21 protein-coding genes are annotated in these 21,101 nt (G+C 72.7%); 8 read left to right on the top strand and 13 right to left on the bottom strand.

The genetic code is table 11. The features are described from left to right. Positions 1 to 120 precede the first annotated feature (120 nt). Positions 121 to 1,059 (bottom strand): L,D-transpeptidase, encoded by a 939-nt coding sequence (locus ACIQTP_RS31375; protein WP_403406100.1) that lies wholly within the window; start codon positions 1,057 to 1,059, stop codon positions 121 to 123. A 134-nt stretch (positions 1,060 to 1,193) separates the two neighbouring features. Here ACIQTP_RS31375 and ACIQTP_RS31370 point away from each other — a divergent pair, with 134 nt between their 5' ends. Together ACIQTP_RS31370 and ACIQTP_RS31365 are read left to right on the top strand one after the other, a co-directional pair. Further along, positions 1,194 to 1,823, top strand: a complete 630-nt coding sequence (locus tag ACIQTP_RS31370) for a SigE family RNA polymerase sigma factor (RefSeq protein WP_403406097.1) — start codon at positions 1,194 to 1,196, stop codon at positions 1,821 to 1,823. Then, positions 1,813 to 2,580 carry a L,D-transpeptidase gene (locus ACIQTP_RS31365; protein WP_403406094.1) on the top strand — a complete coding sequence of 256 codons (768 nt, stop codon included), beginning with the start codon at positions 1,813 to 1,815 and terminating at the stop codon, positions 2,578 to 2,580. The genes ACIQTP_RS31370 and ACIQTP_RS31365 overlap by 11 nt, the downstream gene beginning before the upstream one ends. Before the next feature lie 378 nt (positions 2,581 to 2,958). Here the strand turns inward: ACIQTP_RS31365 and ACIQTP_RS31360 are convergent, their stop codons facing one another. Further along, positions 2,959 to 3,966 (bottom strand): hypothetical protein, encoded by a 1,008-nt coding sequence (locus ACIQTP_RS31360; RefSeq protein ID WP_403406091.1) that lies wholly within the window; start codon positions 3,964 to 3,966, stop codon positions 2,959 to 2,961. Positions 3,967 to 4,398: 432 nt separating this feature from the next. On the opposite strand from ACIQTP_RS31360, the gene ACIQTP_RS31355 reads away from it, so the two are divergent. Both ACIQTP_RS31355 and ACIQTP_RS31350 read left to right on the top strand, forming a co-directional pair. Next, positions 4,399 to 4,602 carry a cold-shock protein gene (locus ACIQTP_RS31355; protein WP_010986199.1) on the top strand — a complete coding sequence of 68 codons (204 nt, stop codon included), beginning with the start codon at positions 4,399 to 4,401 and terminating at the stop codon, positions 4,600 to 4,602. Between the two features lie 245 nt (positions 4,603 to 4,847). Continuing rightward, entirely contained in the window at positions 4,848 to 5,126 is a 279-nt protein-coding gene (locus tag ACIQTP_RS31350) for an SCO5918 family protein (protein WP_168493771.1), read from the top strand. 94 nt (positions 5,127 to 5,220) lie between these two features. Here the strand turns inward: ACIQTP_RS31350 and ACIQTP_RS31345 are convergent, their stop codons facing one another. The 3 genes from ACIQTP_RS31345 to ACIQTP_RS31335 all read right to left on the bottom strand — a co-directional run bounded on the left by ACIQTP_RS31345 (position 5,221) and on the right by ACIQTP_RS31335 (position 7,296). Beyond that, a complete protein-coding gene (locus ACIQTP_RS31345) occupies positions 5,221 to 6,021 on the bottom strand; it encodes a hypothetical protein (protein WP_403406087.1) in 801 nt (266 codons plus the stop codon). A 190-nt stretch (positions 6,022 to 6,211) separates the two neighbouring features. Continuing rightward, a complete protein-coding gene (locus ACIQTP_RS31340) occupies positions 6,212 to 6,634 on the bottom strand; it encodes an ATP-binding protein (protein WP_403406084.1) in 423 nt (140 codons plus the stop codon). A gap of 200 nt (positions 6,635 to 6,834) precedes the next feature. After that, the gene (locus ACIQTP_RS31335) at positions 6,835 to 7,296 is read right to left on the bottom strand and encodes a cupin domain-containing protein (RefSeq protein ID WP_403406081.1); all 462 of its coding nucleotides are present in this window, start codon (positions 7,294 to 7,296) and stop codon (positions 6,835 to 6,837) included. Between the two features lie 69 nt (positions 7,297 to 7,365). On the opposite strand from ACIQTP_RS31335, the gene ACIQTP_RS31330 reads away from it, so the two are divergent. After that, positions 7,366 to 8,376: an FkbM family methyltransferase gene (locus ACIQTP_RS31330; protein WP_402039059.1), complete on the top strand. Its 1,011-nt coding sequence runs from the start codon at positions 7,366 to 7,368 to the stop codon at positions 8,374 to 8,376. A 36-nt stretch (positions 8,377 to 8,412) separates the two neighbouring features. Here the strand turns inward: ACIQTP_RS31330 and ACIQTP_RS31325 are convergent, their stop codons facing one another. From ACIQTP_RS31325 to modA, 3 genes are read right to left on the bottom strand one after another with little or no spacing between them, the layout of a single operon-like run. Beyond that, positions 8,413 to 9,498 (bottom strand): ABC transporter ATP-binding protein, encoded by a 1,086-nt coding sequence (locus ACIQTP_RS31325; RefSeq protein WP_403406078.1) that lies wholly within the window; start codon positions 9,496 to 9,498, stop codon positions 8,413 to 8,415. Then, positions 9,495 to 10,361: a molybdate ABC transporter permease subunit gene (gene modB, locus ACIQTP_RS31320; RefSeq protein WP_403406075.1), complete on the bottom strand. Its 867-nt coding sequence runs from the start codon at positions 10,359 to 10,361 to the stop codon at positions 9,495 to 9,497. Before modB ends, ACIQTP_RS31325 begins: the two co-directional genes overlap by 4 nt. Further along, positions 10,358 to 11,194, bottom strand: coding sequence for a molybdate ABC transporter substrate-binding protein (gene modA / locus ACIQTP_RS31315; protein WP_403406072.1), 837 nt, complete (start codon positions 11,192 to 11,194; stop codon positions 10,358 to 10,360). The genes modB and modA overlap by 4 nt, the downstream gene beginning before the upstream one ends. Positions 11,195 to 11,368: 174 nt before the next feature. Between modA and ACIQTP_RS31310 the strand changes: the two genes are divergently transcribed. From ACIQTP_RS31310 to ACIQTP_RS31300, 3 genes are all read left to right on the top strand, one after another. Then, positions 11,369 to 11,845, top strand: a complete 477-nt coding sequence (locus ACIQTP_RS31310) for a molybdopterin-dependent oxidoreductase (RefSeq protein ID WP_402039063.1) — start codon at positions 11,369 to 11,371, stop codon at positions 11,843 to 11,845. Between the two features lie 63 nt (positions 11,846 to 11,908). After that, positions 11,909 to 12,841, top strand: a complete 933-nt coding sequence (locus ACIQTP_RS31305) for a LysR substrate-binding domain-containing protein (protein WP_403406069.1) — start codon at positions 11,909 to 11,911, stop codon at positions 12,839 to 12,841. Positions 12,842 to 12,974: 133 nt separating this feature from the next. Further along, entirely contained in the window at positions 12,975 to 14,135 is a 1,161-nt protein-coding gene (locus tag ACIQTP_RS31300) for an NAD-dependent formate dehydrogenase (RefSeq protein WP_403406066.1), read from the top strand. Positions 14,136 to 14,262: 127 nt separating this feature from the next. Here the strand turns inward: ACIQTP_RS31300 and ACIQTP_RS31295 are convergent, their stop codons facing one another. The 5 genes from ACIQTP_RS31295 to ACIQTP_RS31275 all read right to left on the bottom strand — a co-directional run bounded on the left by ACIQTP_RS31295 (position 14,263) and on the right by ACIQTP_RS31275 (position 21,039). Beyond that, positions 14,263 to 14,658, bottom strand: coding sequence for a helix-turn-helix transcriptional regulator (locus ACIQTP_RS31295; RefSeq protein ID WP_101399329.1), 396 nt, complete (start codon positions 14,656 to 14,658; stop codon positions 14,263 to 14,265). 55 nt (positions 14,659 to 14,713) lie between these two features. Then, positions 14,714 to 15,133: an XRE family transcriptional regulator gene (locus tag ACIQTP_RS31290; RefSeq protein WP_403406063.1), complete on the bottom strand. Its 420-nt coding sequence runs from the start codon at positions 15,131 to 15,133 to the stop codon at positions 14,714 to 14,716. 301 nt (positions 15,134 to 15,434) lie between these two features. Beyond that, positions 15,435 to 16,142 (bottom strand): RES domain-containing protein, encoded by a 708-nt coding sequence (locus ACIQTP_RS31285; protein WP_402039067.1) that lies wholly within the window; start codon positions 16,140 to 16,142, stop codon positions 15,435 to 15,437. Between the two features lie 356 nt (positions 16,143 to 16,498). After that, complete coding sequence (locus ACIQTP_RS31280; RefSeq protein WP_403406059.1) at positions 16,499 to 18,880, bottom strand: WD40 repeat domain-containing protein; 2,382 nt, start codon at positions 18,878 to 18,880, stop codon at positions 16,499 to 16,501. Beyond that, positions 18,877 to 21,039, bottom strand: coding sequence for an AAA family ATPase (locus ACIQTP_RS31275; protein ID WP_403406056.1), 2,163 nt, complete (start codon positions 21,037 to 21,039; stop codon positions 18,877 to 18,879). The genes ACIQTP_RS31280 and ACIQTP_RS31275 overlap by 4 nt, the downstream gene beginning before the upstream one ends. Between the last annotated feature and the right edge of the window lie 62 nt (positions 21,040 to 21,101).

Below are 21,101 nucleotides of genomic sequence, written 5' to 3'. Positions count from 1 at the left end.
CTCGTCGGAGCCCGCCGTGCTTTCAGGCATGTTGAGAAGCGCGTAGGCCCGGGCCGGGGGGGGGGGGGCGCCCCCCCCCCCCCCCCCCCCCCCCCCCCCCCCCCCCCCCCCCCCCCGGGCTCACTTCAGCGCGCTGCCGGCCCGCCACTGGGCCCAGTCCGCGTTCCAGTCGCCGTAGCCGTTGCCCACGGCCACCGTGTCCTTGGAGCCGACGACGGTGACGACGTCGCCGGGGATGACCTCGTCGTAGAACTTTTTCGCGGTGCCGTCCGTCGCGAGTCCGACGCACCCGTGGGTGACGTTCTGGTGCCCGGCGTACGTATTGGCCTTCGGGTTCTGGTGGAGGTAGGTCCCGGAGGTGGTGAGGTGGACGGCGTAGTAGTAATAGTCCGCGTAGGCGTCGCCGTAGCCGACGGTCTGCGAGTTCATGAAGACCTTGGTCGCCTTGTCGGAGACGACCATCGTGCCGTTCCAGGTGTCCATGCCCGGGGCGCCCGCGGTGACCGGGACGGTCCGCGTCCGCCCGTCCTCGACGACCGTCATCATGTGCGTGCGCACGTCGACCGTGGCGACGAGCGAACGGCCCACGGTGAAGTGCCGGGTGATGCCCGAGCCCGCCCGGACGGTGACCTTGGTCCCCGGGCTCCAGTACGCGCGGGGCCGGAAGTCCACCCGCTGCCCTTCCACCAGATTGCGGTCCTTCACCCAGCTCCAGGAGCCCTCGACATCGGCGTCGACCTTCAACTGCCGTTCCGCCTCGGCCCGTTCACCGGCCGGTATCGCGTGGTCGAAGGTGACGGATATCGGCATGCCGACGCCCACGGTCTGACCGTCGGCGATGTTGATGTGCGCGCCGGTCAGCTTCGCGAGGGGTTCGGCCTTGACGGGCTGGGTGGTCGGCTTCTGACCGGCCGCCGTGTTCGGCTGCGCCGCCGTGTCCACCTCGGTGCCCGCGCTCCCCGTCGCCGCCCCCTTCGAGCAGCCCGCGAGCGCGAGCACGCACAAGGCGGCCACCGTCCAACCGGCCGCTGTACGACGGCTCCTGGCTCTCCTGGTCATCCTGCTCCCCCTGCGGTGTGTTTCGATGTGCGGCGTACGGGACCTGTACGCATGGCACGGACCGCCGGGTTGCACGGGGCGGCGGAAATTCCGAAGTCTCCGGCGGGGGCACGACCGGGGAAGAGACGGGGGGCATGACCGAGGAAGAGTTCGACGCGTTCTACGCCGCCGCGTTCCCCCGGCTGACCGGTCAGCTGTACGCGTTCACCGGGGACCACGGCGAGGCGCAGGACGTCGTCCAGGAGGCGTTCGTCCGCGCCTGGGACCGGCGGCGGGATTTCCTCGCCGAAGGGGCGCCGGAGGCGTGGATACGGACCGTGGCGATGCGGCTCGCGGTGAGCCGCTGGCGCCGCGCGCGCCGCTGGCTGGAGCTTGTCCGCCGCACCCCGCCGCCCGAGCACACGCCGGGCCCCGACCCCGAGCGCACCGCGCTGGTCGCCGCGTTGCGCACGCTGCCCGAGGCGCAGCGGATGGCGCTGGTCCTGCACCATCTGTGCGACCTCAGTGTCGAGCAGGTAGCCTCCGAAACCGGTGCCCCGGTGGGCACGGTCAAGGCCCGGCTGTCCCGCGGCCGGGCGGCGCTGGCGCGGACGCTGGCGTCGGCGGACGAGTGGGAGACCGCCGACAGGGGCAGGAAGAGCGCGGACAGGGGGAAGCCGTCCGCGGGCTCAGTGGGTTCTGCGGGCTCCCCGGACTCGCAGGGCTTCGCGCGCTCGCTGAATCCGACGGACGAGGGGAAGAGGGAGGACGACCGTGTCCGATGAACTCGCCTCCGGCCTGCGTGAGTTGGCCCAGGACGCCGAGATTCCTCCGTCGGTGTCCGGTGCCGAGATCCGGCTGCGGGCCGTACGCCGCAGGCGCCGCCGCCGGACGGCCGTGACCGTCGCCGGTGCCTGCGCCGCCGCGAGTCTGGCCCTGGTCGTGGCCCTGAACCTGACCGGCGGCGACCGCGAGGACCGCCCCTCCCCGGCCGCGAGCCCCACCGCCCCGCCCAGCACCCCCTCCCCGGCCGCGCCCGACGCCACCGTCGACCTCACGCGGCGCGTGCTGACGGTCGCGGGCCGCGAGCTGCCGATCTCCTCCGGTTCCGCCCGGTACCCCACGGCCACGGGACGGATGACGGTCGTCACGAAGGACAACGTCAAGACACTGACCATGTACACGGGGAAGTACATGGAGAAAGTGGCCTGGGTGATCGGTCTGCGTGCCGCCGACGGGACGACGAATTTCGTCGGAACCCTCGTGGGCGACGAGAAGGCCCCCGGGAACTACGACGTCACGACCGGCTGGATCGGCCTGCGCCGCGACGACGCGGAGTGGCTGTACAAGGAGTTGGCGCCGGGCGCGGTGATCGAGATCGGGGGCGCGACCACCCCGACCCCGGCGGTGGACCTGTTGCCGTCGGCGACCGAGGGCAAGGCCCTGCCGGGCGGCACCGGCGGCGTGGCGACCTATCCCGGTCGGACCGCCACCACGCCCGTGCCCACCGCGCCGTCCGTGGTGGCGGTACCCGCCGGGTAGGCGCCGTCGTTACGCGCTCCCTCAACCACCTGGGCCAGGCGGAGGCCGACCCGGAGCTGACCACCACCGCGAGACTTCCAGGGCCGCGGGTCTTAGGGGCGCGGGGAACTGCGCGATCAGGCCCCACGGGCCCGCGGGCAGGGCACTTCGGTTGGCGGGGGGTTGGGGGCGGAGCCCCCGCTTGGGGGGCGCGGGGACTGCGCGATCAGGCCCCACGGGCCCGCGGGCAGGGCATTTCGGGTGGTGGGGGGTTGGGGGCGGAGCCCCCGCTTGGGGGGCGCGGGGACTGCGCGATCAGGCCCCACGGGCCCGCGGGCAAGGCACTTCGGTTGGGCGGGCGATCGGGGCGGAGCCCTGTCCTGGTGTCGGACCCCGGGCTCAGCCCTCCTGGGCGGTGTCGGTGGCGTCGGCGGTGTCGATGGTGTCGGCGGCGGTGTTGCCGTCGCTGGTGTCGTCGGCTTCGTCGGTGTCGGCGGGACTTTCGGCGCGGGGTTCGGCGGGTGTGTCGGCGCGGGGGACGGCGGGCGTGTCGGCGCGGGGAACGGCGGGCGTGTCAGCGCGGGGGACGGTCGGCGCGCTGGTGAGGGGGGTGGCCGGCGCGGTGGTGGTGGGCCGGCCCGCCAGGACGTCCTGAAGCCGCTGCGTACCGACTTGGACCGCCTGCTGGGTGGAGTCCTGCGCCGCCCCGCCGAGCCCGCCGTTGGTGAGGGAGACCGCCCGGTCCCCGACCCGCACGGCGGCGAAGTCCAGCGTCAGCATCGGCGCCGCGCCGGAACCGTCACCACTGTCGCCGGACGACGCACCGCTCATCGTCAGCCGCAGCCCCTCCCGCGCGTCGCCCACCCCGGGCAACACCGCCGGCACGACCGTCACGTTGAGCCGCCCACCCCGCACGTCCGTGGATGTGAACTGCGCGCACTTCGCGGGCAGCGTCCGCAACCAGGCCAGCTTGGCGTCCACCTCCGAGGAAGCGGCGTACGCGGCGACCTGGTAGCGCAGTTGCGCCGCGTTGCCGCTCTCGTCGAGGCCCACGACGGCCCGGGCTCCCGTCGGCTCGCCCAGCAGATCCTCGGCGTACAGACCGTCGAGCAGCCGCTGACAGTCCGGCGCGTCCGTCCGGGTCTTGAGGAGCCCGTCCCGCCAGGTCGCCCCGCCCTGCGTCGCGGACCAGCGACCGCCCAGCTCGCCCTGGGTGATCAGCGCGGCCGAGGCCTGGGCGTCGGTGAGGGAGGGGGTGGCGGAGCCGGCGGGCGGCACGATGGCCGGCGCGTCCGCGGGCCTCACGACGCCGTGCAACGAGCACGCGGACGCCGACACCAGGACGCCCGCGGCCAAGGCGCGGGCGAGGAGACGGTACGGACCGGTAGGACCGTTCGGAACCTGCATGGCGGAGGCCTCCTGGGAGCGGACGCGCGAGTGTCCCTCCCACGCCACCACCGGGCCCGGCGACCCACCAGCCGTACCGGGCCGTCCGGGTGAGCGGCCCGGCCGGTCACCCCGCCACTGCCCACAGGACCGCCCCGGCGAGGGTCTGCGGGCACATATCTGTCATCGCCGTGGTAGAAAATGGGCCGCCGTCCGGGGGGTTTTTTTATTCCCCAGCGTGGGGTGAGATAGTGCGCCGCCCTTCGGGAGCTGCACGTGCTAGTGTCGATATCAGTTGCAGTTGTGGTTCCCAAAGTCTTGGAGCGCACTTTCCGGTCCGTACCGGTCGGTCGCTTCTGAATTATCCGGAGTTTTTCCGGATGGGGCAATCATTGCGGCGACGCGGACCCGCACAGTGTGGGTCCTCGAGCTTTGCCCCGAAGGAGATTTGACATGGCTACTGGCACCGTGAAGTGGTTCAACGCGGAAAAGGGCTTCGGCTTCATCGAGCAGGACGGCGGCGGCGCCGACGTCTTCGCCCACTACTCGAACATCGCCACCCAGGGCTTCCGTGAGCTCCAGGAAGGCCAGAAGGTGACCTTCGACGTCACGCAGGGCCAGAAGGGCCCGCAGGCGGAGAACATCGTCCCCGCCTAGTCCGGGACCTGCTGACGCCTGACTTCTGAGTCGGCCGACGCTTACAGGTGGCCGGGACCTGCACCATGAGGTGCGGGCCCCGGCCACCTGCTTTTTTTCTTCCGTCCGGGTCGGCACCGGTTCAGCCCGGCCGTTCCCGGTCGTTCCGGATTGAATTTCCGGCGAATTTTCTGGCCGTTGTGCCCACTTTCCGGTCTGCCGTGCCCACCTTCCGGCGCCGTGAAACTTCATCCCGCGGAGACACCATGCGTTGTGTGATCGCCCGTTTCCCCTTCGACCTCATCAAGAGTGAGGTCGAGCACTCGATGGCGGGCCGCGAGCCCGAACCCGTCACGAGCGCGTCCGTGGTCATCGGCCCGCACACCTACCCCGTCAAGCAGGTCGGGGAGGTCATCACCAAGCAGGACCGCCGCGACTTCACCGAGGTCGAGGTCGCCCGCGCCCTCACCCGTCTGGGCTTCGTCTGCCGCCCGACCGTCACCCCGGCCCGCTCCGCCGTCCCCAGCTGGGCCGAGACCGCGTAACACCCGTTCGGCCCAGCATCCCCCGCCCATTTTCCGGACCGGCCGGACCGGCGCAGTCGGAGAAGGTCTCCTCAGCCCTTCGGCGAAGGTCTCCTCACCCCTTCGTCCACGGAGCGCCGGGGACGTCCGTCCGCACCCTCGTCGCCACGAAGTCCACCGTCGCGTAGTGGCCCGGCGACATCCGGTCCGTGACGCGGCGGAGGTTGCCGTCGGTGTCGATCCAGTAGGTGAGAGCGGAGTCGTCGGCCGGGCTCGCGGAAGCGCTCGGGCCGGGGCGCGGGCTGGAGAAGACACCGTAACGGTGGCCGTCCAGGCGTTCGTCGCGCAGCCACAACGGGCCCGAACGGGCGAGGAGTTCCGCGTTGTCGGGCCGGTCCGCGGCCACGGACAGCACCAGGCGCAGGGCTCGGTCCAGGGGCGCCGAGGAGTAGGGGCGGCGGGTCCACTCCTCGCGCTTGAGAGTGCCGGCCCTGCGGACGGCCCCCGCGGCGGTCGTCACGATGTCCGGGGCGGGGGGCCTGGCTGTCGTTCGGCCGGGCTCGGCGCCGGGCGCGGCAGTCGGCGGCCGGGCCACGGCGAGGCCCTCCAGATCCCAGGCGAGCAGGCCCTGCACGGTCCGGGTGTCGTCGACGATCTCGTACGCGCCCACGGCCCGGTGCACATGGTGGTCGACCACCGCACGCACCGTGATCGTCCCGCCCCCCGTCTCCGCCGCGGGCAGCCGGACCGTCACCTCCGCAGGACTCTCCTCGTACGCGCGGAACCGGGCCAGTGCGATGCGCAGGGCCTCGTCCCCCGAGACCGGGTGCGGGGACGTGTCTTCGTTGCCGGGGAGCAGGAGCAGGAGGGCGGTCAGGGCGCCCGCCAGCGCCGTCGTGGCCGTGATCGCCGTCACCCAGATCTTCTTGCGCGGCCCGTGCGGCCCGTGCGGCCCGTGCGGCTGGCACGGCGGTTGCGGCACGTGGAGCTCGTGAGGCTCGTCAGAAGAGAAGCGCATGCTTGTCTCTACCTGCGAGCGGGCTCTCCACCGGTCGACTCCGCTGGATGGTCCGCCCCGGGTCACTCTCCCGGGTGAGGCGGGCGGGCTACACCGCCAGGATCGCCCGGACCGTCTTGCCGCCGATGCCCGTGTTGACGACTTCCAGGCGGTGGGCGAGCTGCTGGACCATCGCGAGGCCGCGGCCGCTTTCGGCGTCGGTGTCCACCAGGCCGACCCGGGGGCGGCCCGGGCTGTCGTCGTGGACCTCGACGGTCACCTCGCCGCCGTGTCCCAGCTGGAGCCGCAGCCGGCAGCCGGTACGGCCGTGCCGGACGGCGTTGGCGACGAGCTCTGAAGCGATGAGCGTGGCGTCGTCGACCTGGTCGGCGGTCGGCGCCGCCGTCCGCGGACGCGGGCGGGTCAGGAACGCCGAGGTCAACTTGCGGGCCCTGCCTGCCGAAACGGCCGCGCGCGGCAGTGTGTACTCCACGCGGGCGGCCAGTCGGACGGCGCGCTGCTGCGCACGCATGACAACCTCACTTCCCCTCCCAGGACAACCGGTACCCGGCGACCGGACCCCCGCCGGCCGGGACCCGCGCGAAATGGTGCGCGGCCGGTCCTGCCCTCGGGTGATGCCCGCCCCCGGAGATCGGCAACCAGGGGCGGAGGTCACAAAGCCGCCAAGGATGTACAGAGTTGCTGGTGGTTCACGGCAGGGTTGCCGGTGGTTCACGGCCCGTTGCCGAGGAGGCGGAAGTCCGCGTAGTCGAAGCCGGGGGCGACCACGCAGCTGACCAGGACCTCTTGGTCGCCGGCCGGGCGGGCGGACTGCCAGACGTGGCCGGGGACGAGGGCCTGCGGGCGCTCGCCGCTTTCCAGGGCGGGGCCCAGACGCAGGACCGCAGGCTGCGCGTCAGGAGCTTCGCCGTCGCCGCCGAGGAGGAGGTCGAGGGGGCCGCCGCGGTGCCACAGCCACAGTTCGTCGGAGCGGACCGTGTGCCAGGCGCTGGTCTCCCCGGGGGACAGCAGGAAGTAGATGGCGGTGGCGGCGGCCCGGGGACCCGGATAACCGTCGGGGTGGAAGTCCCGCGCCGCCCTCCATGTCTCCACGAACCAGCCGCCCTCGGGATGCCTTTGCATGCCCAGTGCGGCGGCCGTCGCCGGCTTCTGCGGATCGGTGCTCGTGTTCACTCGCCGTCCTTCCGTTCGAAAGTTCTCCGACCACTCCCGTGTCTCACAGGAGTCTGAAAGGGTGTGGGGATGCCGACCCTTTACAGAAGAATGCTCGGTCTGCTGCCCCGGATCGGGGTGCGGGTTCTTGATCTCGGTTCGGGTGCGGCGGTGGTCTACCGGCGCGGCAAACGCACTCGCGTCCCCTTGGGGCGCGCCGCCGATCTGATCGCCCGCGGCAGCGGACAGTACGTGGTCACACCGGTGGGCGCGGAGGCGAAGGCGGACATGTGGGTGGTCGCCCGCGAGCCTTCGTCGCCGGGTGACGTGTGGGGCAGTGTCTCCTTCGGTGAGTCCGGTGGGCGGCTGCTGGTCGACGAGACGGCCTCGGCGGCCGACGAACGCCGTTTCCAGCTTGCCGCCGCCGAATATCTGTGTACCCAGCACGTTACTGCCCTGCTGGAGAAGTACCAGGTCAACTGCGTGTTCGACGTGGGTGCCAACTCCGGCCAGTACGGGCGGCGGCTGCGCAAGCTCGGTTACACCGGCCGGATCGTCTCCTTCGAACCCACCAAGGACGCCTTCGAGAGGCTGGAGCGCGCCGCCAAGAAGGACGACGACTGGTGGGTGTACAACGTCGGGCTCGGCCGCGAGGACTCCGCACAGTCCATCCACGTGGGCTGGAACACCATGAACTCCCTTCTCCCGCCCAGCGACTACGGCAAGGACCGCTACCTCAGGTTCGCGAAGACCAACACCGAGGAGATCGAGATCCGGCGCCTCGACGGGATGCTGGAGAAGGCGCTCGACGGCATCGCCGACCCCCGGCCGTATCTGAAGATGGACACCCAGGGCTACGACCTGGAGGTGTTCTCGGGGGCAGGGGAGAGGATCGCGGACTTCGTGGGCATGCAGTCGGAGGTCGCGGCCCTGCGGCTCTACGAGGGCAGCCCCCGGATGAGCGAGTCGATCGCCACGTACGAGGGCAGCGGATTCGAGATCTCGGGGATGTACCCGGTGACGCGTGAGGAGAGCACCGGCCGGGTCGTCGAGTTCGACTGCGTGATGGTCCGCGCCGACGCCGTCCCCAAGGAGGAGTGACCGCGAGGAGTGGCCCGTCCCCCTCTTCAGGCCTCGTCAGGCCGGATACGCGTGCGTCTGGGCGGCCTTCACCGTCGCCCAGACCGGGGCCCCGGTGTGCAGGTCGAGCTCGGCCGCGGCGACCGTCGTCAGGTCCGCGGCGAGCGCGAGCTCTCCGGTGAGGTCCGCGCGGATCTGGTCGCCGTGCGTCTCCAGGCCCGCGACCTCGCACCGCCACAGGTTGCGCGCGCTGGAGCCGGTCGGACGGTCGCGGTACAGCGTGACGGCGCTGGGCGGGAACGCCACGAAGACGGGACCGGCCAGGTCCTCGGTCGTGGTGATCGCCGGACCCGTGTCCAGGCGTACGGTGTGGCCCTCGGCCGCGCCCCGGTAGAGGTTGAGGCCGACGAGCTGGGCGATGTAGTCCGTGCGCGGGTGGCGGGCGATGTCCGACGGCGTCCCCTCCTGGACCACCCGGCCGTGTTCGACGACGACCAGCCGGTCGGCGAGCACCATCGCGTCCAGTGGGTCGTGCGTCACGAGTACGGCGACGGCCTCGAAGTCGCTGAGGTGGCGCCTGAGTTGGGAGCGCACGTCGAGGCGGGTGCGGGCGTCGAGCGCGGCGAGCGGCTCGTCGAGCAGGAGCAGCCGGGGGTGGGTGGCCAGTGCGCGGGCGAGCGCGACGCGCTGTGCCTGTCCGCCGGACAGCCGGCGCGGTTTGGCGGCCGCGTGCTCGGCCAGCCCCATCCGCTCCAGCCACCGCGCGGCCAGCTCCCGCGCCGCCGCCTTCGGTACGCCCTGGCAGCGCGGCCCGAACGCCACGTTGTCCAGGGCGGACAGGTGGGGGAAGAGCAGATAGTCCTGGAAGACGACACCGACCGGGCGGGCCTCGGGCGGCGTGCGCCCCAGGTCCGCGCCGTCCAGCCGGATCCGGCCGCCGTCGGACAGCGGTGTGAGCCCCGCCAGTGCCCGCAGCGCGGTGCTCTTGCCCGCCCCGTTCGGCCCGAGCAGCGCGACGACGTCACCGGGCGCGGCGGCCAGGGCGATGTCGAGACGGAAGGCGTCGCGGTGGACGACCAGGTGGGCGTCGAGGCCCTTGTCGGAGGCCGGGGGCTTGCCCGGGGGAAGCGTCGGGTCCGTCATGACGGCGCCGCCGTCCAGCGGTCCCTGAGGCCCGCCAGGACCGCGATCGACACCGCCAGCAGGACCAGGCTCAGGGCGATCGCGGCGGCCGGGTCGTTCTGGAGGGCCAGGTAGACGGCGAGCGGCATGGTCTGGGTGCGGCCGGGGAAGTTGCCGGCGAAGGTGATCGTCGCCCCGAACTCGCCCAGGGCGCGCGCCCACGCCAGTACGGCACCGGCGGCGATCCCGGGCGCGATCAACGGCAGGGTGACCCGGCGGAACGCGGTGAACCGGGAGGCGCCGAGCGTCGCGGCGGCCTCCTCGTAGCGCGGGTCGGCCGCCCGGAGCGTGCCCTCCACGCTGATGACCAGGAACGGCATCGCCACGAACGCCTCCGCGACCACGACGCCCGCCGTGGTGAACGGCAGCGTGATCCCGAACCACGAGTCCAGCCACTGCCCGACGACGCCGTTGCGCCCGAGCGCCAGCAGCAGCGCCACACCGCCCACCACCGGGGGCAGGACGAGGGGCAGTGTCACCAGGGCCCGCACGAAGCCCCGGCCGGGGAAGTCCGTACGGGCGAGGAGCCAGGCCAGCGGCACGCCCAGCACCAGGCTCACCCCGGTCGCCGCCGTGGCGCAGACCAGGGACAGCTGGAGCGCCTGCCAGACGGCCGTACTGGTCAGCTGGTTCGGGAGGTCCCGCCAGGGGGCCCGTACGAGCAGGGCGATCAGGGGAAGCAGGAGGAAGGCCAGGCCGACCAGGGCGGGGAGGAGGAGGGGGAGCGGGACCCCGGCCGGCCGGGGTCCCGTCCGGACGCGCCGGCGCCGCGGCCCACCGGTGAGGGTGCCGGCCGCGGCGTCGGAGGCGTCCGGCTCGGTCACGGCTGCAGGAACCCCGCGGCGGTGAGCACCTTGTGGCCCTCGGCGGACTGCACGAGCGCGATGAACGCCTTCGCCGCCGCCGCGTTGGGCGCGTCCTTCAGCAGGGCGATCGGGTAGTCGTTGATGGCCTTGGCCGACTCGGGGAACTCCACGCCCTCCACCTTGTCACCCGCCGCCTTCACATCGGTCTTGTAGACGACGGCGGCGTCGGCCTCCTTCAGCTCCACCTTCGTCAGGGCGCTCTTGACGTCCTGCTCGTAGGAGGCCGGGGTGAGCTTCAGCTTGCTCGCGTCCAGCGCCTTCTGCGCGGCGGCACCGCACGGCACCGTCTTGTCGCAGAGCACGACCTTGAGGCCGGACTTGGTGAGGTCCTTCAGGGAGGCGACCTTGTCGGGGTTGCCGGGCAGGGTCGCGATCTCCAACTGGTTGCGCACGAAGGTCGCGGGCGTGGTCGCGGCGTCCTTCTTGTCCGTCACGATCGCCATCGTCTTGGGGCTGGCCGCGGCGAACACATCGGCCGGGGCGCCCCCCGTGATGCTGGCGGCGAGCGTGTCGCTGCCGCCGAAGTTGAAGGTGACCTTCGTACCCGGGTTGGCCTTCTCGAACTCCTTGCCCAGGGTCGTGAAGCTCTCCTTGAGCGAGGCGGCGGCGAACACGGTCACCGTGCCGGAGAGCTTCGGCGAGGAGGCAGCCGAGGTGTCCGACTTCGGAGAGGAACTGGAGGAGGAGTCGGAGTCGGAGGACGAGCAGGCGCTCAGGGCCAGCAGCGCGGCGGCACCGACGCCGGCCACGCGCAGAGTGCGGGTGCGGGTCCGGCGCGTGGATCGGGTCATCACGGGTCTACTCCCTCGGAAGCCTCAGGCATGCTTACGCCGATCATACTTCCGCAGATGCGAGCCGGAAGTCTCCTGTCGCATCGCATGAGCCGCACGATCGCGCCTGGGTCCGCGCATGTGCGTTTGTACGGGACCGCCTCCTGGGTACGGACCTTCGGGAGGTGGTGCCCAGTGGGCCAGTCCCTGACGCAGTCGCCCGCTCACTCGCTCGCGTCGGTCGCCCTGACCGGAGACCTCGCCCGCCCGGTCCGGCTGACCGTGCCCGACCTGCTCGCCTGGCCCCAGCACCGGGCCCGGGTCAGCTTCGAGTGCGCCACCAGCGGCGTACAGCACCACCGCTTCGAGGGGCCCCTGCTGCACGACGTCCTGCACGACGCCGGACCGGGCTTCGACCCGGCCCGCCGCAAGGACCGGCTGCGCTTCCTCATCGCGGTGGCCGGGGCGGACGGCCATCACGCGCTCCTCACCTGGGCCGAGATCGACCCGGACTTCGCGCACGCCCCGGTCCTCCTCGCGGTCGGCATCGACGACACCCCGCTGGACCGGGCGGGCCCCCAGCTCGTGCTGCCCCAGGACCGCTGCGGTGCCCGGCACATCAGCGGCATCAACGCCATCCGGGTGGACGGGCGTTACGCGTCATGGACGTAGCCGCCGAGAGCATGGACGTGACGCGGGGGCGTCTGCGAGCCTGACCCGCCGGGGAGGTCGCGGATGCTGCTGCGTCAGCTGGAGTACCTGGTCGCGCTGGCCAGGGAGCGGCACTTCGCCCGGGCGGCTGCCGCCTGCTTCGTCTCGCAGCCCTCGCTGTCCGCCGCGATCCGCCGTCTCGAACACGAGCTGGACGTGCCGATCGTGCGCCGGGGCAGACGGTACGAGGGGCTGACCCCGGAGGGGGAGGTGGTACTCGCCTGGGCGCACCGCATCCTCGCCGAACGCGACGCCCTGCATCAGGAGTTGTCGGCGCTGCGCGGCGGCCTCACCGGCACCCTGCGCCTGGGTATCGTCCCCACCGCGCTGCCCGCCGCCTCCCTCCTCACCACCCCGTTCTGTGAACGCCACCCGGGGGCCCGCGTCGGCCTGGAGTCCCTGTCGTCGGCCGAGATCACCCAGGGGCTCGCCGAGTTCGAGCTCGACGCGGCGATGACGTATCTCGACGACGAGGAGCTGCGTCAGGTACGCCGCTTCCCGCTGTACGAGGAGCGGTATGTGCTCCTCACCCCGGTGACCGGCCCGCTCGGCGCGGCGACGACCGCCCGCTGGGCGCACGCGGCGGCCCTGCCCCTGTGTCTGCTGAGTCCCCGGATGCGCAACCGGCGGATCATCGACGAGTGCTTCGCGGCGGACGGCGCGGAGGCGACCCCGGCGATCGAGTCGGACAGTGTCGCCGGGCTGTACGCGCATCTGCCCAGCGGCCACTGGTCCAGTGTGATCTCCCATGCCTGGCTGCACATGTTCGGGGTGCCGGAGGGGATGCGGGTGGTGCCGTTGGAGGGGCCCGCGCACGGGCCGAGGGTGGGGCTGGTCGTGGCGCGGGACGATCCCCCGTCCGTCCTCGCGGAGGCGCTGTTGACGGTGGCGCGGGAGGCGCGGGTGCGGGACGCGCTGGACGCCCTGCTCCACACCTATCTGGGCGGGCGCGGCTGAGGGCGCGTTGATAGCCGCCGTCTATCCGGACATAGCGACGTTCGCTTTGACCAGCGCGATCGGCTCCGAGGATCGTGACAGCACCGTCCGTTCAACGGCGCCCACGATCAACGGAGTTGAGGAGAGCCGCGTCATGGCCAAGGTGCTCTGCGTGCTGTACGACGACCCGACCGACGGATACCCCACGACGTACGCCCGGGACGACCTCCCCGTCATCGACTACTATCCCGGCGGCCAGACCACGCCCACCCCGAAGGCGACCGACTTCACCCCCGGCCACCTCCTCGGCAGCGTGAGCGGCGAACTCGGGCTGCGCCGCTTCCTGGAGGAGCGCGGGCACACCCTGGTGGTCACCTCCGACAAGGACGGTGACCGTTCCGTCTTCGACCGGGAGCTGCCGGACGCGGACGTCGTCATCTCGCAGCCGTTCTGGCCCGCCTATCTGACCCCCGAGCGGATCGCCGCCGCGAAGAACCTGAAGCTGGCGATCACGGCGGGCATCGGCTCCGACCACGTCGACCTCGACGCGGCCATCGCGCACGGTGTCACGGTCGCCGAGGTGACGTACTGCAACAGCATCAGCGTCGCCGAACACGTGGTGATGATGACGCTCTCCCTCGTCCGCAACTACCTCCCCTCCCACCAGGTCGTCCTGGACGGCGGCTGGAACATCGCGGACTGCGTGGCCCGCTCGTACGACCTGGAGGGCATGCACGTCGGTACGGTCGCCGCCGGGCGCATCGGGCTCGCGGTGCTGCGCCGCCTCGCGCCCTTCGACGTGAAGCTGCACTACACGGACCGGCACCGGCTGCCGACGGAGGTGGAGCGGGAGCTCGGACTGACCTTCCACGCCACGGCCGCCGAGATGGCGCCGCACTGCGACGTCGTCACCATCAACGCGCCGCTGCACCCGGAGACGGAGGGCCTGTTCGGCGACGAGCTGCTCGCCACGATGAAGCGCGGCGCCTATCTCATCAACACGGCGCGGGCCCGGATCGTGGACCGGGACGCGGTCGACCGGGCGCTGCGCGGCGGGCAGTTGGCGGGGTACGCGGGTGATGTCTGGTATCCGCAGCCCGCGCCGGCCGACCACCCCTGGCGCACCATGCCGCACCACGGAATGACGCCGCACATCTCGGGTTCGTCGCTGTCCGCGCAGGCCCGTTACGCGGCGGGCACCCGGGAGATCCTGGAGTCGTGGCTCGACGGGACCGCGATCCGGGACGAGTACCTGATCGTCGACGGGGGTGCGCTGGCGGGGACGGGGGCGCACTCGTACTCCGTCACCCGATGAGCGGGTAGACCGACGGCCGTCGAGGCCGCCGCCCGACGGGCCTGATGCGAAGGCAGGACCTAGTGCCGCAACAGGCCACGTTCGCCCTGTCGCGACGCCCGGCGGACAAACGTTGCCTGCCGCGGTACTAGACGCGGTCGATGTGCACGTTCGTCGACTTCACGCGGGCGGTGGCCTCCATGCCGACCTCGAGGCCGAGTTCCTCGACGGCCTCCCGGGTCAGCAGGGAGACCAGCCGGTGCGGTCCGGCCTGGATCTCCACCTGGGCCGCCACGTCGCCGAGCTTGACGGCGGTGACGATGCCCGGGAACGCGTTGCGCACAGAGGTGTAGGAGGCGTCCTCCTCACCGCTGCCGCCCTTGGCGAGCTCGACGGAGAACGCGGCCAGGTCCCGCCCGTCGATCAGCCGCCGCCCACCCTCGTCCCGGTGCGTCGCCACCCGCCCGGCGTCCGCCCACCGCCGTGCGGTGTCCGGGCTCACGCCGAGCAGCCGGGCCGCCTGACCGATGGTGTAGGACTGCATGCGCGCCAAGATAGGCGCGAGATCCTTGCATATGCAAGCAAGCCCGTGGGGCGCGTCAGAGATCGCCCTTGACGTACGAGCGGGCCGCCGCCATGACGTCCTTGTGCCGGTCCTCGGCGATGGCCTGCAGCGGTGAGTCGTCCTCCAGCTGCGGATTCATGCCGATCATCCAGGCGCGTGCCGTGTGGCAGTTCTCCTGGAGCTCGATGATCTGGAACACCTGATAGGCCGCCCGCAGGCGCAGCTCGGAGTCGATTCTCGGGCTGTTCTGGGCGCTGGACCACTTGCCGACCTGCTTCGGGTCCTCGATACCGGCGATGAACGCGGTGAGTTTCTGCCCGAAGTTGTCCTGGAGGAAGCGCGCTATGTCCGCGATCGACTTCTGGACCGTGTTGGCGTGCGCGGTGGTCTCGGTGACCGCGTCGGTGACGCTCGCGGTGACCGTCTTGGTCGCGGGCTCTCGCAGTGGCTGCATGATTCCTCGCTTCCTGGCGGTCATGAAACGGGTAAGACGCGGGATGGCGCGAGGGGTGACAGACAGGGTGTCAACATGGCGTCTCCTCAGTTGTGTTGAGGGAAGTCTACCCGTCCGAGGGTCTCTCACTCCACCGTTTTCCCCCCTTCAATCCCCTGCGAAATCCCACCTCGAAAGTGACCTGAGGGGTGTGACCAGGGGTTTTCTCCGGTGCCGCCGATGGGTGCGGGACGGAGCACCGCTCGATCGGGCGACGCGGGTGCGGCCGAACGCCCCGTTTCGGAAGAACCGCAGCCCCGTTTCAGAAGACGCGCAGGCCGTACTCCGCCGCGACCGCGCGCAGTTCGGGGGACTCCGGCTGGATGGGGCGCCGCTCGGCCTCGACGAGATCGACGTCGTGGAAGATGGCCCAGCAGGTGCGCCCGCCGTATCCGGAGCGGTAGGCGATGCCCTGGGCCAGCCGGTGGCCGGCGTCGTTGCGCTGGGCGACCGTCCAGGCCGCGATCTGCCGGGCGAGCCTGCGGTCGCGCCCGTGGATGTGCGGGTCGGTGAGCGGGGGCTCGATGTCCCACGCCGCCAGCTCGCCCCGGAGTTCACGCGCGAGGACGGCCCGGGTGGCCTCGGCGTCGACGTCGAGGAACTGGGCGTCCTTGGCGGGTTCGAGCCGGACCAGGATGTGGTCCTCGCGCCAGCCCGAGGCCAGGTGGCCGAGCCTCATGTGGCTGGGCCGCTCGTCCCATTCGTCGCCGATGAGCCCGCGCAGCCTGGGATGGACGCGGAAGGGCGCGAGCGCCTCGGCGTAACAGCCGGCCGGATCGCTGGCGCAGTACAGCATTCCGTAGGTGGCGAGGCTGAAGCGGCCCGCGCTGGAGCCCTGGCTGGTCTCGGGTTCGAGCCGGTTGTACTCCTTGGGGTGGTCCCGCTTGCCCAGCCGCCACACTCCGCGTTCCGGAGCGGGGACGAGGGACGGTAAGTGGGCTGTGGTCACCGCCGAAGGGCTGTTGTTCATCCTGGTCCTCGCTGCTGAGCCGATGGTCTGCGGCCGCTGCCGCACTGCCGGGGCGCCGCCCGGCGGCCCGAGGGGCCCGGGCTCGAGTGGCCCGCGCGGCCCGCGTGCCGTGCGGAGGTGCCGCGCGGTCCGCACGAGGCGCGTGATCCCTGTGTCCCGCAGGTTCCCGTGCCCGTACGTTCCCGTGCTCGTACGTTCCCCTCGCCCGCATGTTCCGCCGGAACATGCGGGCGATCATTCTCCCGTAGCGCGCGCCCGAGGATGCCCGCTTCCACGCCGTGGCGGGCGCGCGAGAGGGGGGCGCTGGGGCATACGGGAGGCGCACGCGCACATTCGGCGGCCCGATGAGCGCCGGATCAGCGACCCTCCACTCGGATGTCGAACACGCATACGCCCGCGACTCCGGCCGCGAGGAGGACGGGGTGCTCGGGGTGCGGGCCGCCCGGCTGCCGGGCGTCGAGGGTGCCGAGCGGACTGCCCGTCACGATCCGCAGCAGGTGCGAGCCGGTGTCGATGTCCCACAGATGGATGGTTCCGCCGGGGCCCGTCGCCGCGAGGCAGGGGCGGCCGGTCGCGGTCCGGAAGAACGCCAGCGCGGCCACCGGCCCGTCGCCGATGTCCAGCCGCCGCCCGACCGGCAGCCCGGTGCCGGGATCCCAGAGCCGGATCGTGCCGTCCTCCCCGCCGGACGCGACGAGGACGGCACGGTCCGGCTCGTCGACGGGCACGGCGGCGACGGCGTTGACGACGCGCTGCTCGCAGTGGAGCGGCGGCCCCGAGGGCAGCAGCGTGGCCGGATCCCACAGCCGTACGGTCCCGTCGGTGCCCGCCGAGACGATCCGCGGACCCCGTGCCGTGTCGAGCACGGCGACGTCCCGGACGCTGAGCAGATGGTCCTCCCGGCAGGCCAGCACACACGCCCGGTCGAGGTCCCAGAGGCGTACGGTGCCGTCGGCGCCCCCGGTGACCAGCAGGGTCCGTCCGTCATGCGGGAAGGCGGCCATCGACCGTACCGGCAGGCTGTGGCCGAGGAGTCCGGCCAGCCGTGCGGGAGCGGCGTGGGCGCCCCGGTCCAGGGACCACAGCTGGATTCCGGCGTCGCTGTGCGCGGTCACCAGCAGGGGCTCGCCCCGGACGAGCGCCGAGGCGAAGGCGGTCACCGTGGCGTGGCCCGCCGGGAGGGCGACCGAGCGGCCGGTGCCGGTGTCCCACAGCGCCGTACCGGACTCGTCGGCCACGGCGATGAGCGGCGCCCCGGCGGTGGACCCCGGACCGGACAGCGTCGCCGCGGTGACGGGCCGCCGGACCGCGCGCCCGGCGCCGACGCGCGGGCCGCCCGGCTTCCAGCGCCGCAGGGTGTGGTCCGCGCCGGCCGAGACGAGGAGCTGCGGGGCGCCCGGCAGCGTGGTCAGAGCCACCGGAGGAGCGGTGTGCCCCTCCAGGGCGCCGCCGATCGCCGCGCCCGTCTCCGCGTCCCAGACCCGCAGGGTGTGGTCGCTGCCCCCGGACGCCACCGCCGCCCGTCCCCCCACGGTCAGGGCGGTCAGGGCGATGGCGGGACCCGCGGGCGCAGCCGGGGCGACGGCTGTCTCGCGGCCCGTCGAGGCGTCCCGGAAACCGATGTACCCAGAGTCGTCGCACAGCGCGTACCGTCCCGGCGCCGCGAGGTCCACCAGGGCCCGCACCGCCCCCTCGTGCTCGTGCTCGTGCGTGTACCCGTCGGGCCGCCGCGGATCCCAGACGCGCACCCGCCGGCCCTGGGCCACGGCCAGCGCCATCCCCTCCGCCCCGCCCAGGCCGACCCCGCCCAGCAGGGCCGGAGCGGGATCGAGGAAGGGCAGCGGGGTGTCGACGGGCCGGAAGGTGACGGGATCCAGCGCGCCGAGACGGCCGTCGCTGTGGGCGACGAGAACGACCTCCTCGGCGTCCTTCGCCGCGAAGAGCGTGAGGGCGCTGACCCAGGTGCCGGGGCGGTGGACGGGTTCGGCGAGCAGCTGGCCCCGGGTGAGGTGCCAGACGCGCACCGAACCGTCGGTGCCCGCGGAGAGCAGCAGGCCGCCCGGGAGCGGCAGCAGATGCAGGACCGCGCCGCCGTACGTGTGCAGCGGCGCCATCGCCGGTACGCCGTGCGGCTCCCAGGTGCGGATCGTGCCGTGGCTGTCGCCGGTGACCAGCAGGGAGCGGCCGTCGGCGGTCGTGGTGCGGGTCAGCGATTCGAGGCGGGTCTCGGAGACGGCCAGTACGTTGTCCTGCGCCGTCCAGTCGCTCCACAGCGGGGTGACGCGCGAACCGGACAGCCGAGCGGCGGACGTGTCGATCGGGGTGCGGGGGCGGGTCGCCGCGTGATGGGCCAGGTGCAGGCTCGTCAGCCGGGAGTCCGGACCGGCGCCGCCGATGAAGGGCTCGATGCGGGCCCACGCCTCCAGCCACTCCTGCCGCCGCGCGGCGCTCACCGCGCCGCTCTGCCGCAGCAGTGTGCGCACGTTCGCGCTGGACTCCCAGGGCAGTACGGCGAGCGGCACATGGGCGTCGTCGAGGACGTTGCCCCGCGCCGCGTGGTGGGCCAGGTGGCGGCTGAGGTACGGGTGGGGCGGGATCGTCGGGTCCGCGGCGACGAGCCGGGACAGCGCCTCGGCGATGAGCCGGTGCGCGTCCTTCGTGTCGGCCCACGTCTTCGCGTCGCCCGTGTCGGAGCGGCCGGGACGGGGCACGCGGGAGGGGCTGTCCGCGTCGCTCATACGGCGTCGCCCCCGACGCCGGCCAGCAGGTTCTGGCGGGGATCCCGCAGGAGCTCGGCCAGGGCTTCGTGGGCCGGCCGGTACACCAGCCGGTCGTCCTCGTCGTCGTGGGCCAGATATCCGGCGAGCCTGCTCTTCAGCAGGTTCTCGATCATCCGGTCCGGCTCCTCGACCGGCCGGCCGAGCAGTGCCCCGGCGACGGCGGGCCACACGTTCGACCAGGGGATGCCCGCGCCCAGCGCGAACGCGGCGGCCCGCAGCAGCGCGAGGGCGACCTCCGCGGGCAGCCCCTCGTCCTCGACGAGGGCCAGATCGCGCCGGAGCAGACCGATGGTGCCCGCCTGCAGCAGCTCGAGCCAGTCGGGGTTGTCCGCCAGCGCGCCCGGGTCGGACGCGTGGTGCAGCTGCTCGCCGGCCAGCCGGGCGTCCAGGAACGAGGGCCAGACCCGCTTGGCGACGGTCTCGGCCGCCTGCCGGGTGCTGTCGCCGCCGGACGTCTCCTCGCCGACCAGCGCCTGGACGTAGTCGGCGATGTCGCTCTCGCTGTCCGTCTCGTCGGTGCGCAGCACGGACGCCGTGGGGAACACCTCCCGGAGCGCGCCGAGCAGCCCCGCCTCCCGCCCCGCGGGCCCGGGAGGGGCGGTGCGGTCGGTACGCGGACGGCTGCTGCGTACGCCGATCAGCAGCCGCAGGGACCGCTGCCGCTCCGGACGGCGCTGGCCGGGCAGGGCGGGGGCGGCGCCGCAGTGGGCGGTGAGCGGGGCGAGTACGTCCCTGACCACGCGGAGGGGTTCGACGGACTCGTCCAGGCCGTCGAGGACGAGCGTGACCGGGTCGCCCGGCTCGTCCAGGTGGGCCATCAGCTGGGCGCGGCGCAGTTCCACCGGGTCGTCGGTCGGCCCGGCCGGGCGCGGTCGCAGTTCCAGGGCGCGCAGCAGGTCGCCGAGCACGTCGGAGGCGGTGCGGTGGCGGGCCAGTACGGCGGCGGTGACGGAGCCCTCGGGCGGGACCGTCTCGGGCGCGGCCGAGCGCAGCGCGCGGCCGTAACGCGGGTCGTCGCGGAACAGCGGGTCGCTGAGCGTCACGGCCCGCGCCAGCACGGCCGACTTGCCGCTCCCGGCGGTTCCGGTCAGCAGCAGGACACCGCGGGAACGGCCGAGGAACGCGGTGATGGCACGGCCCAGTCCCTCGCGACCGCTGAAGTACCAGCCGGGGTCGGTCTCCTGGGGGCGGCCGCTGGCGCGGTCGAGCCAGTGGTCGACCTCGTCGGCGGGGGTGGCGACCTGGCGGCGCGCGGGCCCCACCAGTTCCCGTACGGGCCGGTAGCCGGGGTTCGGCAGACAGGGCGTCAGGGCGGTCTGGCCGCCGCCGTCCAGGACTCGCTTGAGCCGGTGCTTGCGCCGCTCGGTGCCGGTGCCGAGTTCGGTCTCGAACTCCGTCATCAAGTGGGCGACGCTCAGCCAGGGTGTGGTGATCTGGGCGGTGGTGCGCAGCCGCTCCAGCACGCGGCGCATCACCGAGGGGAACTGCCGTACCTGGACCAGCTGGTCGTGGGCGCAGGTGGCGACGACGTCCAGGCTGCCGCCGGTGCGCCGGCTCGGCAGGATCTCCTGGTGCAGCTTCTCCAGCTCCTCGGCGATCCCGGCCGCGTAGCAGGTGTTGATGACGACCAGGACGTGTTCGGCGCGGGAGTCGAGGGCGGCGGCGACGATCTCGCTGGTGCGGATGGCCGTGGCCAGCTGGCGCCGGGGTTCGGACCTCGGCAGCTGGAGGAAGTGGGTGCGGGAGGCGCCCAGTTGGCCGTGGCCCGTGATGAAGACGACCAGGGCGCGGCCGCGCATCTCGCGCACCTTGCTCTCGTGCAGGAAGCGCTCCACGTCGTAGCGCTCGCGCAGCTCCGGCGCGGGGACGTGCGTGAAGGGCTCCGGTGCTCCCGGCGCGCACCACCAGTCGGCCACGACGGACAGCTGTTCGTCGATGCCGGCGGTGAACTCCGCGTCCCCGTCGCCGTAGTCACGGACGGCGAGGGTCAACAGGGTGCGCCGGTCGGAGTCCTCGTCCAAGGCGTTCACCGACGCACGGCCCGCCGTCGGCCGCCCCGTCCCGTCGGCGTCCCCCGGCTCCCCGATCCTGACAAGCCCGCCCGCCCGCCCTCGCATGCTCTCTATTCTTCCCGCCATGACCGAGCCGTCGCAGCCCAATACCGCAGGCCGCCGTACCG

This window comes from Streptomyces sp. NPDC090798 (assembly GCF_044768965.1).
Classification (GTDB): Bacteria; Actinomycetota; Actinomycetes; order Streptomycetales; family Streptomycetaceae; genus Streptomyces.
Note: the sequence above shows the minus strand (reverse complement) of the source record. Positions and strands in the feature narration are given on the sequence as shown.